Origin of the sequence: Pseudoalteromonas luteoviolacea (genome assembly GCF_001750165.1) — a bacterium.
Taxonomy (GTDB): Bacteria; Pseudomonadota; Gammaproteobacteria; order Enterobacterales; family Alteromonadaceae; genus Pseudoalteromonas; species Pseudoalteromonas luteoviolacea_G.
The window spans coordinates 1,710,428-1,725,498 of the sequence record NZ_CP015411.1; the positions used below are offsets into that span (position 1 = coordinate 1,710,428).

General features: G+C 41.4%; 12 protein-coding genes. 8 read left to right on the forward strand and 4 right to left on the reverse strand.

Annotated elements, in window-relative coordinates; translation table 11 throughout:
* The first annotated feature begins 113 nt into the window (after positions 1–113).
* On the forward strand, positions 114–860 hold the full coding sequence (locus S4054249_RS07375; RefSeq protein ID WP_046358273.1) for a type 1 glutamine amidotransferase domain-containing protein: 747 nt from the start codon (positions 114–116) through the stop codon (positions 858–860).
* Between the two features lie 56 nt (positions 861–916).
* On the opposite strand, the gene S4054249_RS07380 is transcribed toward S4054249_RS07375, so the two are convergent.
* Positions 917–3,139: a M14 family zinc carboxypeptidase gene (locus tag S4054249_RS07380; protein WP_052961164.1), complete on the reverse strand. Its 2,223-nt coding sequence runs from the start codon at positions 3,137–3,139 to the stop codon at positions 917–919.
* A gap of 607 nt (positions 3,140–3,746) precedes the next feature.
* Between S4054249_RS07380 and gloA2 the strand changes: the two genes are divergently transcribed.
* The 5 genes from gloA2 to S4054249_RS07405 all read left to right on the forward strand — a co-directional run bounded on the left by gloA2 (position 3,747) and on the right by S4054249_RS07405 (position 8,833).
* Positions 3,747–4,136, forward strand: coding sequence for an SMU1112c/YaeR family gloxylase I-like metalloprotein (gene gloA2, locus S4054249_RS07385; protein ID WP_046358274.1), 390 nt, complete (start codon positions 3,747–3,749; stop codon positions 4,134–4,136).
* Between the two features lie 603 nt (positions 4,137–4,739).
* Positions 4,740–5,084: a winged helix-turn-helix domain-containing protein gene (locus S4054249_RS07390; RefSeq protein WP_046358275.1), complete on the forward strand. Its 345-nt coding sequence runs from the start codon at positions 4,740–4,742 to the stop codon at positions 5,082–5,084.
* A gap of 83 nt (positions 5,085–5,167) precedes the next feature.
* The gene (locus tag S4054249_RS07395) at positions 5,168–5,620 is read left to right on the forward strand and encodes a GNAT family N-acetyltransferase (protein WP_046358276.1); all 453 of its coding nucleotides are present in this window, start codon (positions 5,168–5,170) and stop codon (positions 5,618–5,620) included.
* Positions 5,621–6,010: 390 nt separating this feature from the next.
* Complete coding sequence (locus tag S4054249_RS07400) at positions 6,011–8,338, forward strand: TonB-dependent receptor (protein ID WP_046358277.1); 2,328 nt, start codon at positions 6,011–6,013, stop codon at positions 8,336–8,338.
* A 150-nt stretch (positions 8,339–8,488) separates the two neighbouring features.
* Positions 8,489–8,833 carry a hypothetical protein gene (locus tag S4054249_RS07405; RefSeq protein WP_046358278.1) on the forward strand — a complete coding sequence of 115 codons (345 nt, stop codon included), beginning with the start codon at positions 8,489–8,491 and terminating at the stop codon, positions 8,831–8,833.
* Positions 8,834–8,844: 11 nt separating this feature from the next.
* On the opposite strand, the gene S4054249_RS07410 is transcribed toward S4054249_RS07405, so the two are convergent.
* Positions 8,845–9,933: a linear amide C-N hydrolase gene (locus tag S4054249_RS07410; RefSeq protein WP_052961165.1), complete on the reverse strand. Its 1,089-nt coding sequence runs from the start codon at positions 9,931–9,933 to the stop codon at positions 8,845–8,847.
* Between the two features lie 130 nt (positions 9,934–10,063).
* A complete protein-coding gene (locus tag S4054249_RS07415) occupies positions 10,064–10,939 on the reverse strand; it encodes a LysR family transcriptional regulator (RefSeq protein ID WP_046358280.1) in 876 nt (291 codons plus the stop codon).
* A 152-nt stretch (positions 10,940–11,091) separates the two neighbouring features.
* Between S4054249_RS07415 and S4054249_RS07420 the strand changes: the two genes are divergently transcribed.
* Both S4054249_RS07420 and S4054249_RS07425 read left to right on the forward strand, forming a co-directional pair.
* Positions 11,092–11,763, forward strand: a complete 672-nt coding sequence (locus S4054249_RS07420; protein ID WP_046358281.1) for a type 1 glutamine amidotransferase domain-containing protein — start codon at positions 11,092–11,094, stop codon at positions 11,761–11,763.
* A gap of 14 nt (positions 11,764–11,777) precedes the next feature.
* Positions 11,778–12,386: a glutathione S-transferase family protein gene (locus S4054249_RS07425; protein WP_046358282.1), complete on the forward strand. Its 609-nt coding sequence runs from the start codon at positions 11,778–11,780 to the stop codon at positions 12,384–12,386.
* 37 nt (positions 12,387–12,423) lie between these two features.
* On the opposite strand, the gene S4054249_RS07430 is transcribed toward S4054249_RS07425, so the two are convergent.
* Positions 12,424–14,931 (reverse strand): M1 family aminopeptidase, encoded by a 2,508-nt coding sequence (locus S4054249_RS07430; protein WP_046358283.1) that lies wholly within the window; start codon positions 14,929–14,931, stop codon positions 12,424–12,426.
* Positions 14,932–15,071: the final 140 nt, after the last annotated feature.

Below are 15,071 nucleotides of genomic sequence, written 5' to 3' on the forward strand. Positions count from 1 at the left end.
TGCTGCTGGTAACTTTCTTAAAAAAATATTTTTAAATTTTGTATTTATGTTTAAACCTTTTCGTTTTTATTCGCGTCAAAGCTTAATGTAGTTAAAAAATAATAAGGATAAATATGAAGTATTTAGTTTCTCTACTGTTGCTATTGTGTGGCTTGTCATCTTTTGATTTATCGGCTAACGATAGAAAGAAAGTACTTATTATCACGTCTAACTTGGTAGATATGGGAGATCCTGATAAAAGTGATGCAAGAAACAATTTATGGGAAGTGGCACCACCATATCATGTTTTTGTCAGTCATGGAGTTGATGTTGATTTTGTCTCACCAAAAGGCGGTAAAGTCGAGTTTCAAATGGAAGCCTACGGTATCAGTGCCTATACCATGAAATACGAAGGCTTTACTGAAAAAACCAATAATACATTGAGTCCGTCTCAAATTGACCCAAGCCAATATTGGGGTGTGTACATAGGCGGTGGTTATGGTCCATTGTTTGACGTAGCAAGCAATAAAGCTTTGCAAAAAATCATCGCAGATATCTATGAAGCAGGCGGCATTGTTGGCTCAGCGGGACATGGTGCTGGCGCATTTTCGAATGTGAAGTTATCTTCAGGTGAGTTTATGATTAAAGGTAAAAAAGTCGCTGGTTTTCCAAATTCAACGGAGCGACGCAAAAGCTGGGCAAAGCAAGGCACTTTATTGCCATTCTTAGTTGAAGAGCAATTAAATAAAAATGGTGCGATTGCGCAAAACAAAACCACGATGAAAGATAAAAAAGCAGTGATTAAAGATGAGCGTATCGTATCTACGATGTTTATGTATTCTGCCGCGATTGTGGCTAAAGAAATGATGTTGGCTAAGTAATTACCGATATTATAATGCTCAGCAGCATCTATGTTGCTGAGCATTATAGAGTTACTTTAGTTTACAGTGATGAATTGATAGGTTTCATTGTATTGTCCGTCATTGTCTCGCGCGACAAACGCCACTCTGTATTCCCCCGCAGCTGGGAATGTAAAGGTCTCTTTCACATTACCCGGTAGGTAGTAAGCATCGATACCAAAGCGCCATAATCGTTCAACAATGTGACCGTCAGGATCTGATGCGCTAGATGAATCAAACTCGCATGTGAGACCGCTGCACTGATAAGTAAAGTTAGGAATAGGTAAATACCTGCCATCTAAATCAAGAACGGCATGTTTCACTGCGGAAATATCATTGGCATCTTCTACAACAAGCGAGACGTAATAAGTGCCTGCCATTTCATGAACATATTCTATCTTTTCACCTGAATATTCTTCGCGGGATGTTTCAGAACCAATAAACCAACGGTACTTTAAGCCAGGTTTGTCATCTGTGCTTTTTGATGCGTCCAAGTGGCAAGTGCCGTAAGTGCAGGTAGGGGTAAAATCGGCAACTGGCGCTTGATTTTGTGCACTTGCATCATCATCAATCGTCAAGTATTTCGCGTATTTAACACCCCATTGACCAGTAACATCTTGGGCTTTGAGTATTAAAGTGTAACGACCATCGTCCCAGTTGCTTGTATCGAGTGCGTAGTTTAACTGTTCTCTCGATGAGTCATAAATGCCATCGGCAGCAGGGAGTTTAAGCCTTTGCACAACGCCTTCACCTTGCTTTTTAATGATCAGTTTAACATTTTTGACGGCTTGGCTTGGTGGTAATGGTGCATAAGATGAGTAACCAAAAAAGTCATCATAAATGCCCGCGGTTAAATTGATGGGGGTACCTGGTGGTACTGCAACATCGCCGGCTCCTTCTAATTTGTAATCAAGTATCTGAGGGCCGCCGGATATTTTATAAGGCGCTTTTGCAACTTTTGCGGCGTAAATGAGGGATTTTAACGTGTTGGGGAAGATTTCACCTTCAAAGTTGCCACAGTGCTCAAAAAATTCTTTTCCTAACTCATAAGTAAAAGATGCAACACCCAAGTGGCCATAGGCATAGCCGTCGGCAGAACCGCCAACATGAAAACGACTACCAACTTGATGAGCCTCATAGCCACTATAAGCAGCCAGTCGATGTCCTAACATAGATAACCCCGCCGAGTTGGGGGGCGGTGTACGTAAGTGTGACCAAGGCCACATGATCATACCACCATAACTATGCATATCTAAAAATAGCCCAGCAGTATCTAACGGTGCTGCGTCTGTGTCTAACTCCCCGCGATTATCTTCAAAGATACTGTTTATATAGTTTTGTATAACTTGAGTCTCTGGTTCAGAGGCTGCCACTGGACCTTGATATGTATTAGCGCATTGTTCATCTGAGGAATTTGGTGTTGAGTTCCAGCCAAAGTCGAAGTTTCGATTCAAGTCTGCACCGATTTGTTCTTCGTTTGTGGCGCAATAGGCGGTGTTGGTATTCTTTCGCCAACGCTTACCAAGCTCTGCATACTTTCGACCGTCAGGGTTGGCTATTAGCAAAATATGAATTTCTCTCTGATTTAAAATCCACTTGATGTCAGGATTAGTGCGTCTATTTTCTAACAGGTGCTGTGCGAACTTGATGGTTGTTGCTCCTGCTGTATATTCTCTGGCATGCAGAGCGCCTTGCATGTACATAGTGGGAAGTTTTTTATTTTTGTTTCTTTTTTTATTTTTAATCACCAGTACAGTAAGGTCGTGGCCGCCAATACCTTGTTCTTTTTTCCATGACTGCCCAATATGCTTTAATTCTACAAAATTTGGATATTTTTTAGCGAGTTGCTCTGCAATTTCATGTGTTTCTTCGAGTGTTGGATAACACGGGAAGTTTGGGATCCCAGTAGTTTGTGTCGCAGTTAGTGTGCTTTGACTCGTTTTAACCAATGCATTTGCAGCACGGTTCACAGGCAAAGCGGGTCCGTGCTCTAAAATCACTGCTCCTGAGGCGCGAGCGGATAAAAATTCTTTTTCGCTAAGAGAAACAATCAGCGCATTGTGTAAGGTATTGATAATTTGTCCATGGTATCGTTGAGCATATTCAACCCTTTGCTCTTCATTGGCAAAATATAAAGAATAGTCTTTATGTATGCGTTGCAATGAGCTGACACCATTTGTTGAGCTAGTGTGCGCATACAAGGGGAGTGTAACTGATCCTAATGCTAACAGCATGCTTGTTGTTATTAGCTTTTTTAACATTTTGTCTCCTTCAATTGTGAGCTGGTTGTGTAACTTTTTAATATTAAATAGATTTCCTTTTTGATTTATTTTGTTACATATATTGATGGCGGTGTAAAATGTTATTTTCTATTTTACTTAATGTGTAATGATTAAAAGTGGGCGATTGTTAAGAAGGTGATGTTATATTTTTATTGGTGTTTTTTATTTATATCTCATTTTATCAATATATTATGAATAAGGAGCTCTTTTTTTATTTATGAGGTTGGTCTTTATTTTTTGGGTTTTATATCAATTTAATTTATTAATTTATTAATCAGGTTCGCTGGTCTTAAAACTGCTTCGGTTGATTTTTGTAGTGATAATCGTGACTTTTGGTTTATTTATATTAGTTATTATTGCTTAGGTAACTTTCGATATTGGTTTAATAAAGCAGCTAGGTTGGGTTAAACCTTGTGGGTATTGCCATTGAAGCAGTGAATTTTGGCGTTGTGATACATTGGCATACATTTTTATCTGAAATAAATGTCTTACTCATTTATAATCTAGCGCAATTTTCTTGTATGACATAGCGTCACTTGTTGTTCCATCGTTATGATCGGTATTAAATTTTAAGTGGTGGTTAAATATGCTTAAGGGTATTCATCATATCGCAATCATTTGCACTGACTATGCAGTCTCAAAGGCGTTTTATACAGAGGTGCTTGGTTTTGAGGTACTTGCTGAAAACTACCGTGAACAAAGAGACTCGTACAAATTGGATCTTGCATTACCTGATGGCCGTCAAATAGAGCTTTTCTCATTTCCTAACCCTCCCAAACGTCCCAGTCGCCCTGAGGCCGCAGGATTACGCCATTTGGCCTTTCAGGTGGAAGATATAGACGCCGCGATTGCGCATTTACACGCATACAGTGTTGTGACTGAATCGGTTAGAGTGGATGAATATACACAGCAACGCTTTACCTTTTTCCAAGATCCTGATGGGTTGCCTTTGGAGTTATATGAGGTGAAAGCTTGATGGGTTTTCAGAGTTAAAAATATGGCTTTTATGGCTAAAAGATTGAGGCAAAATGTTAGCTCTCTATCTTTTTGGTACTGATGTATTTGTAAGAGCTGTGTTTTGACACTTTAAATCACGCTATTTATTGAGCTTAACCCAAGCTTGTTCACTGCTATATTCACTGTTCCAGCTGTCGTCTAACTTGGTTCTATAGCTGCGATCGTGACTACTTCATTTCGCACGATTTGAAATGTTTCACCTTACTTCCCAATAATCTAAGTGAGTTTTTTGATGTCGCTAAGAAGCCGAAAATAACGTGATTTTCACTGAGCGATAGCATGGTTTCATCTCTTAATATCAACTCAAATGCTTACTCTTGATGGTTTTTTAAACTAGGTGTGGGATCTTTGCTTTGGAAAAATATTTTCATTCTAATCATGGGGTTATTAGTATTTTTGTTAAGTGTGTATGGCGAAAATATAATGACATAGAGGTACAAGCATGTTAAAAAAAGCGGGTATTGAATTGCTGTTGTGTCAGGTCAGCTAGCGGTTAGGGATAATATTGAATTGAGAGAGCTGTGCTTTGAAAGAGTTTTACATTAATGAATTTCACGTAAATATGTACCGATCTCAAATTCGTGTCGACGATAAAGTACGTAGTGTAGAGCCGAAAGTATTACAAGTGTTGGCGCTTTTGGCGAAGCATCAAGGAGAAGTTGTCACACATGAGCAATTCTTAACGCAAATTTGGCCAAACATGGTTGTTGGTCCAAACGCCATCCAACGCTGTATCGCACAGTTGCGCAAAGTACTCAATGATGATGCCAAAACACCCGCTTTAATTATGACGCACCCAAAAATAGGGTATAGCCTGCTACCAAGTGTACGCTGGACTGAGCGAGTCTTAACGGTGATGTCCTGTTTTCAAAGCTGGCGTCCAGTAAAAATGAGATTGTGGTGTTAGAGTAGTCAGTTGTTGGCTATTTGTGCCACTATTAAGAAGCACATGAACAAGGAAACTTAGACGTCTTAAAAGGAGTGAGTAAAATGGCGATTATCCGCGTGGCAATGCAATCAGACTTAGCAGGTATTATGCAGTTGTTTAAAGAACTTAGGCCACATGACCCTGATTTGACTCATGATGCCTTAATGTCCGGTTGGAAAATTATTGAACAGGATCCAAATAACCACCTTATTGTTGCTGAACTGGAAGGTGAGGTCGCTTCAACTTGCCAGCTGACGATTGCACCAACGTTAACAAACGATGTACGGCCGTTTGCCGTCATAGAGCATGTCGTTACTGGCACTCGATTTCGACGCAGAGGGCTCAGTGAAAAGGTGATAGAAGCTGCCGTTGAGCTGGCTTGGCAGCAAGGGTGCTATAAAGTCATGTTGTTGTCTGGGGAAACTCGAACTGCCGCCCATGGTGTATATGAAAAAGTAGGCTTTATCTCAGGGACTGAGCGCGGATTTGTCATTAAAAACCCTCATATATCGTAACTGCCCACTTTTTTAATTTTTATATTAGCAGGTGCTACAGCACTCTATTGTGGTACTTCGTTACAATCGGGGTTTGGATCTGTGACTCAGTTGTATTGACGAAAACACACAGCATATATCGAACCATCTGCAAAGACCTCTGTGTAGTCTCGCAAGTTTTATAGTGTGAAGTAAGCCTATATTTTTATTCAGTTTAGCGGGATTAAGAATGGGGTGTGTTTGATTTGGGAACTTGTTTTTATTACTTACAAGTGAATATTTATTGGGAATATTCACTTGTAAGTTTGATTACTGCTTTGTTAATGATAATTCTTATCATTGCTATTTGTGTGATTTTCAATACAATACTTGCGCGCTTTTCTTAACAACAATTATTATATTGGAACTATCATGACTTCAACCCCGAAAAAAACAGCCATAGCAGCTTGTCTTGCTGGGCTTTTTTCTGCTTCTACGTTCGCACATGATCATACAGAATCTCAGCAGTCTTCTAAAATCGAAGTGGTCACTGTAACAGGTCAGAAGATACAAAATTCACTGCAAGACACGAAAGAAAGTGTTGCAGTATTTACCGATGTGGCAATCGAAAAAAACAATCTAACGGATGTATCTGATGTATTTCAGTTAACGCCTGGTGTTGTCGGTGACGCATTTAGTTTTACTATTCGTGGTGTAAACAGTGGCTCACCTACACAGCCAAATCGTGCTGAGCTTGCTTCGGTTGTATTTGATGGTGTGACCTTATCTGGTTGGGCAAAAGGTGAAGGTGCAAGTCAATTATGGGACATTGAGCAGGTTGAAGTTTTACGCGGACCGCAATCAACCAACATTGGTCGAAATGCTTTAGCGGGTGCCGTGGTTATTAATTCTAAAGACCCTGTGTATGCTAATGAAGGCGCTGTAAGTGTCGGTTTTGGTAACTATGGTAGACAAGAGCTAAAAGGTGTTGCAAACGTCAATATCATTGATAATGTTTTGGCACTTAGGGTGGCGATTGAGGACTCCAGTGCTGATGGTTTTATTGAAAACGTAACTCGCGGTGAAGATGATTACGGCTATGATGACGATCAGTCAATCCGCGCTAAGTTATTGATTGAGCCAAATGACGATTTGCGCATGATCTTAAGTTATCAGCGAACTGACAGCGGGTTTGGTGAGTGGCGTGTAAACGATCATGACTATGATGCAAAAGCGCGTATCTCGACCAGTAACGAAGTTTCTCGCCATGATATTGAAGCAGATATCTTATCGTTTAAAGTTGATTACAACATTAATGATGAGTGGGATTTAAACAGTATCAGTGCTTATCAAAATAGTAAGCGGATCCGCATTGACGACATTGACCAAACGAAGCAAACAGTTGAAGAGTTTGGCGGGATTATTACGCGTAACGATGAAGATAAGAATTTCTCTCAAGAGCTAAGGTTTAACTATACGGGTGATAAGCTAAGAGGTAGTACAGGTATTTACATCAGTAAAGTAGACGGTATTCGTCGCAATATTTCTGATAATCATTTTGATCTTGTGAGCCTTTTCAATATCTTTGAGTCAAGCGTGACTAAGATGCCTGCAACAGGGGCATTGAGCGGTTTACTGACACAACCGAATCCACAATTGTTCTTAGCGGAAGGTATTTTCCCACAACATTGGGATCTTTATTCAGATGGTCAAAGCGACGTTGAAATAGAGAACCAAGCCATTTTTACTGAGTGGGAATATAAGTTTGATGATAATTGGTTGTTCACAGTTGGTGCGCGTTATGACAAAGAAACGCAAACAGTTATCTCTCAAAACATCGCAAAGTCTGATGCTGGTTTAGCAGACACTTTCGTAGAGGGCGATCCAAGAGGCAGTTTTGAGTTGCCAGGCACAGGCATGACATTGAACCAAGTGATTACGCTTGCGAATGTACAATTAAGTGCGCTTGCAACAAATACACCGCGCTCTGTTGCAGAGACGGATTTTTCAAACTTTCTGCCGCATGCTGGCCTAACTTACAGCTGGAATGATGATGTGTCTACGAGTTTCTTTGTGAAAAAGAGCTATCGTTCTGGCGGTACCGAGATGTTACTGCTCAATGGTATCAATGAATTTGATTCAGAAGAGCTTTGGAATTACGAGTTTGCAGTACGTGCTGTTGTGTTAGATGGTGACGGGGTGTTCAATGCAAATATGTATTATGCCGACTGGGAAGACCAACAAGTGTCTGTGCCAGAGCCAAATACCAGTAATGATGCATTCCAAATGGTGGTCAATGCCGGTGCTTCTGAGCTATCCGGGGTAGAAGTGTCATTTGATTATGCAGTGACGGATGAATTAGACATCTTCTTAGGTGGCTCGATTTCGAAAACTAAATACAAAGAATTAAATGTCCGAGGTGATGACTTATCAGGTAATCAATTTGCCAATGCACCAGAGCATACCGCGGTGGTTGGCATGAGGTACTTTGCAAAGAGTGGCTACTTCTTTACAACGAACGTAAGTTACACCGGCGAAGTATATGCGGATGCGGCAAATACCAATAAAGTAAAAGCAATTACCTTGATGAATGTGAATGCGGGTTATCAAATGGATGATCTGAAGTTTGAAGCGTATGCGAAAAACGCGCTGGATAAGCACTATAGTGATTGGGGTCAAATTCAAGCATCTAATGGCGATTCTCGTGTGGATTTAGGCGACCCACGTGAAATCGGTGCAAGAGTGACATATTCGTTCTAAATGTGTTGTTTAGAGCCCATTTTATGGTGGGCTCTTTCTTATTTTCATCTCAATCTCTCCCCGCTTTGCTGTGAATTTCATACTTCTCAACCCCTGTTTTTTAAGGTAATTTAGGCTGTACTCTCTGGATTGGCATACAAGAGGTGACTCATGCTAAAACGGCTATTTAGATGGCAAAAAGGTCGACAAAAATCAGGCTATCAAAAAATGTTGGTTATGGGCGCTTATTGGGCGATTAAATTTGACGTTTATTTGTTAAAGTTTCCAGAGGGCAGTGAGGTGCCAGAACATATTGATGAAGTCTCTTCGGGCCGGCACTTTAGGCTGAACCTAGTATTAAAAAAAGCCAATAAAGGCGGCGAGTTTATATGCCAGTCGCCTCTTTACGAGTCAAACAGAATAAAGTTCTTTCGACCTGATTGTTGCGTGCATGCTGTGACTAAAGTTGAGCAGGGCAATAGGCTGTTACTCAGCATCGGCTGGATCCGACGCTGAGTGAGTACAAGTTAGGCACCAATTCGACAAAGCGCATCGGGGATAAATAAGTTGGGGCTGTATGGGTCTAATACTGGCGTGAGTAGCTCGTTGACTTGGCCTTCATAGCTATGGTTGATGACCTGATTTTCTGAGCTGATGGAGACCATATCAAGGCGCTTGACCGGTTCATTGAAGTCGAACGTGTTTAAATCTACCCAAATGGTATTGGCAGTGCGAGCATTACAGAAATAATACTTTTGCTCGTTGTGATTTGCCAAGGTGGTCCACAGCGTATTGGAAATATTGGGGCTTTCAGTCATTTGTACGTTATAACCCAATGGCACACAGGCATTCGCGACAACTGACTTTGCTTGAGCGAGTGCTTCATCATGGCTGGTCGGGGCATTCATATGGCTAATATAGAATAATGCACGTTCAAATCTGTCCGCAGAAAATGGTCCACCCGGTATGGTGTGACTGGCGGCAATATTGTCATCTGACCATTGCCACTGCCAATAGGCATCAATTTTTAGTTGTTTGTCATAGCTCGGGTCGTTGGTCATGACTACATAGACATCTTTGCTGTGGATGTAAAACTGCCCGTTGTATATTTCGATGATGGCAGAGCTACCGGTTACGTCCGATACGGATAAGTGTAAAGTTGCCGGTTTTCCTTTGCTATTGGGTACATCGGCAGGCACTAACTCAATCTTTTGTTGTTCAAATTCACTGACCACTTCTTTTACAAACACGAAGTTATCTAAGACATATTGCACCCAGCGCAACACGCTTAATTTGCCGTCTTTACAGGGTTGATTTTGGGCATAGGTGGCATTGCAATCGTAGAGTACGTTTGCTACTAGACCCATAGAGTTGATGCCATCAGAAGATGCCCAGCCACTTTGTTCATCACCGACCATGGCAACGACGCTGGCATACTTTGAGCACCATTTTAGCGCTTTTTCGTTATCTTCTTTTTTATCTGAAATAGGCATGCCTATTTTGTTTAGGCCTTTATCAAAGGTAAATAAGCTAGTGGGTAAAGGGAACATCCAGTCCATGTTTCTAGCGGTTGCAATGTACTTGCGGTTGAGGTTATTTAGCACTCGAGTACACATCGACTTCTCCTTAAACACGCTGTAAGCGGGTTAATATGGGTTAATATCGTCTTCGATGGTAATCGTCAGTACAAGGAAAAAACATTACAGGTTATAACAGCTAAACTTGCCTTGAAGGATATAAGGTAGATTAGAAGTCTTTGAAATGCTCAAGCAAATAGTCGATGGCCAAACGTGAGCGCAAAGGTTGAAATTGACGGTTTTGGTATACGATCCAGCTGGTTGCACCAGAGCTCCAAAATGGCTCTAAAATAGGTGTGAGTTGCTGTGAATCAATGGCACTGTCAAAAGTGCGATCCGGCATATAGGCGACGCCAAGCCCTTTTATACAAGCAGACACCACGACATTCGCATTATTACTGCGCCAGTTCCCTTTGACTTTGAAATTTTGTTTTTGACCGTCAACCAGAAATGACCAATTGTCGTTGTTAGCAATAATACAGTTATGTTTTTTGAGCTCTGATGGGTGTGTGGGCGTGCCATTTTTTTTTAAATAGTCAGAGCTTGCTACCGCCATCATGTTACGGCTTATGAGCTTACGGGCAATTAAATTAGAATCATGGAGTTCGCCATAACGAATGGCGAAGTCGACGCCATCTTCAACAAAATTAACCATTCGGCTGTTAAAATCGATGTCGATAGACAGCTCTGGATGTAGTTTGGCAAAAGCCATTAGGGCAGGGGCGATATAATTTTCGGCAAAGCCGCCAGCGGCACTAACACGCAGCGTGCCGCTTAGATTAAATTGCTGTTGAGCGAGTTGCTCATTGGCTTGTTGTAAGCCAGTAATGAGCTGCTTACATTGTTGGTAATAAAAGGCCCCATTTTCGGTGAGATTGATTTGCCGTGTCGTTCTAGCAAAGAGGCTACAGCCCACACGCTGCTCTAGTCGAGAAACTTGTCTGCTAATGTGACTAGTGCTGCAATTGAGCACTTTTGCTGCTGATGAAAAACCGCCGCTTTCCGCAACCGCAACAAATTCAAATACGCCTTCAAAGCTATCCATCAAATAACGCCTATTCTTAAGTGTCAGCTTGAACAATGAATTCAACACTTTTGCTAAATGGCAAAAGTGTTTCACTGAATTAGCTAATTATCATTTATATAGAAAAAATATACAGTAGTTTTCAAGATAACTTAAGCCAAAGGACAAAAGAGATGAAAAAAGTGCTTATTCCTGTCACAAATCATGCGACTTTGGGTAATACTGATCAGCCCAATGGAACGTATGCCCCTGAACTAACACATGTTGTTGCTGTTCTGAATGCGCATCAAATTGAGTTTGATATTGTGTCACTCAAAGGCGGTAAAGCGCCGTTATATGGCACTGATATTGAGGGCGATCATGTAAACAGTGATATTTTGGCAGATGCTGCATTTATACAAAAAGTTGATAATACGCAACGTATTGCTGAAGTAAATATTGATGAGTACGGTGCTATTTTTTACCCTGGTGGTTTTGGCCTGTTAAGCGATTTGGCGACTGATAAAACGATGGCGGCATTGGCTGCAAAGCATTACGAAACAGGCGGTGTTATCTCTGCGGTATGCCATGGCCCAGCAGCTTTATTACCTATTACTTTGAGTAGTGGTAACGCGCTGATTTCGGATAAAAAAGTCACGTCATTCACGCGAGAAGAAGAAGTAGATTTTGGCACCATTGACGACATTCCATTCTTGTTAGAGGAGTCCTTAACAAGAACGGCTTCGCAGTTTCATAAAGTACAGCCTTGGCAGAGTTTTACAGTAGTAGATGAGAGAGTCATCACAGGGCAAAACCCAGCCAGTGCACATGCAGTCGGCGAGTTACTTGTCAGTCAGTTAGTGTGATCGGGAGTGCGTTAATGATAACCGTTCACCATTTGAATGAATCCCGCTCGACGCGGGTTATTTGGTTGCTTGAAGAGCTGAATATGCCTTTTGATGTCATTCATCATCAACGAGATGAAAACACCAAGCTTGCCCCATCAAGCTTAGGGCGAGTGCATCCGTTAAATAAGGCACCTGTGATAGAGCATAACGGTCATATACTCTGTGAGTCAGGCGCTGTATTGGAGTACATTTTGGATCAAAGTACACAAAACAGCCTGCGCCCCAGCAAAGACAGCGAAGCATATTATGCCTATTTAGAGTGGCTTCATTTTGCGGAAGGGTCCTTGGGTTTGCCGGTGATCACCTACTTGCTTATGCAAATGGAAACACGCTCAGGTGATGCGCCACTCGATGGATATATTGCCAAAGAGTTGAATTTAGATTTGACCTATATAGACCAGACACTTGCTAAGCAACTATATTTTTCGGGCGACGTATTCAGTGCTGCGGATATCATGATGACGATTTCATTAGAAATCGCTGGCAGCTTAAAATTGCTTGATAATCGGCCGCATATTCAAGCTTATCTAGCTCGTGTTCAAGCTCGTCCCGCTTATCAAAAAGCCCGTGCCTTTGGGTGATAATAAAAAGAGCTGTTAACAGCTCTTTTTATTTTGCTTAATGTACTGATGTCAGACTTTGGCTGATCTTCTTCGAGCGGGCAGTACATTGCTCAATATTATGCAGCACGACATTTAGCTTTTCTTCAAGGCCTTCAATATGTAACCAATTTTTAAATAATTTACTGACAGCCTGCTGTTGGGCTTTAGAGCAGGATGTAATGAAACTATATGGAAACCACTGTAATGCAGCGGGGGCGATTCGAGCAAAGATTGCCTCTTTCCTTTTTGCGATTAAATCAGCAGCAATGACTCTGAGGGCAGGATTGAAAGCCGGATACTGAAAGTTTACATCGATGACCATGCCTTTGGTGGCGTCGTCAATAAGTAAGTCATAGTACAGTTTTACTTTCTCTGCATTATCCACATATCCCAGTGCCGGTAACATGCTGTCTTTTACCTGACTGGGCATTTGCTTGAACTGCGTGACAAACTGTTTGTATTGAGTATTGGTTGTGCTACTTGCAAGCACGGCAATCATTTTATCAAAATGCGGATGTTGGTGACTATTAGGTCTGTTGTAATACTCTATTGCCGCTTTTATTGCGTCAGGTGCTTTTAAGTAAAGGCCAAAAAATTGCAATACATCTCCGCCATATGGCTTTTTAAGTAGAGCCGCCCAATCTGGTTGATGTGTGATCTGTGTACTCAAATAGCGAGCGAATGGCTGCTGGTGGCCAAGCTGAATATGGTCAATGAATACGTAGTGTAATTCGTTGATAAGTGTATTGGCTTGCTCAGAGTCGAGTGCTATTTGATTTAACTCACGTACCACACTATCAATATACGCCAAGTATTCAATGTGGCCACTGATCGCTAAAGATTGTTGATTATCTCGATATGAGGCCTGCTCCGGTGGGCTGAGTTTGTCAAAAGGAAACTCATTGAGTCCTGTGTTATCGACATAACGAAAGTAGCCTGCCCCTCCTGTGTTTAGGAAAATACTGTGAACATTGGCAGGGAGAGTAATCTTAAGTTCAGCGTCTTCTAATATCAGCTTTTGTGTGGAGACTTGTTTTCCATCCCATAGCTTTAGCGATACTGGAATTGTCCAGAGCATATCGTTTCTATTTAATATATCGTTTTGCGCTAACATGTAGTGACCATCTTTTTTGGTCATGGTGATGAGTGGGTAGCCAGTATTTTGGGTAAAGCTGGCGATCATGTTTTGCAGTTTAGTATCGGGTAATAAAGCCAAGAATTGGCGCGTACTGACATTTTTACCAGTAAATTTTTTCACATAAAGTTGCAACCGTTGCTGCAGCGTTTCTGTGCCATAAGCCTGTTCAAGCATGTCTAGAATAGCGCGGCCTTTGGTGTAATAGAGTTGGCCATATGCCACAGTATCTTCACGTGTTTTTACGTCAAAAATCAGTGGGGTTGCATGTTGGTTATCGTCATTGAATGCCTTTGCTTGCGGTACATACGTGCAAGAAGCCGTTTCTGGGTAAAGGGTTTGAACCACTTTCGCGGCGATAAATTCAGTAAAAGATTCATTGAGCCAATAATCATCGTACCATGCCATGGTTATGTCGTTACCAAACCAGCTATGGGCGATTTCATGGGCAATGAGCTTTTTAAACTGACAATGTGCACGAGGCGTTGCATCTGGGGTAGGGACTTGGTTTTCATTCAATGCGACTAAGCCCAAGTTTTCCATCGCTGCAACACTGCCAAAGTTGCCAACCACAAAGTCAAGCCGCTCGAAGGGGAATGGGCTATTTAAGTAGTCTTCGATAAAGGTGAGTGAGCCATCTACGACTTCTTTAAAATAGGCAGGGACTTTTACTTGCGATTTTTTAGGGCTAAATACCTTGGTGTTTAGGCGGCTTTTGGCTACATCATATTCAGCAAATTGCCCCAGTGCTAACGCCAGAATATCGGTATTCATCTTTGGGGTCTTGGCAAACTGTGTTGTCTTCAATTTACCCTTAAGCTCAATGGCGCTCGGTAGAGTATTGTGAAGTACAGTATATGATTTAGGGGTGGTTATCTTAAAAGCAAACGTGGCCTTTTTATCGGGCTCATCGAATGTTGGAAAGACTCTCCGTGCTTCCATAGATTGAAATTGAGACAATAAGTAAATTTGGCCTTGGTCGTTTTGGACACGGTATAGCCCTTCAACATGTTCAGATATTTGAGCGCGGTACGCGATTTTGAGTTTGGCTATGCCGCTAATTTCTGTGGGTAAATCGTGTTTAATAATCTCATAGTGATCTGGCGCACTGATACTCAGCGGCGTCTCTTTTCCTTGATGTATCAAAGAGACGTGATCGATAGTCAACCCTTTACCATGATAAGCGACTACGTGAGTGGGTTTGGTGAGCATAATATTAAGGGTTGTGGTGCCTGAAAAGGTGGCTTTATCTGGATCTACATGCAGATGAATAGATTGATGTTGGAGTTGGATGTGTTGTGGTAGTCGATGCTCAAGCGCAGTAGTCGAGCTGCACATAAATAAGCTTATCAACAAAGCCAGCATAAAAAGAGTCAGTTTTAAACGCATCTTATCCCCATTGAATTTTTATTATTGTCATTTTTCCCATGTTCAAAGTTGAACCTGTTGGGCATTAATATTGTATCGGTATTTGGTTAAGCTAGTACATAAAAGATTGCTTTTGCAAATTCAATTGATACTAAAGGCTT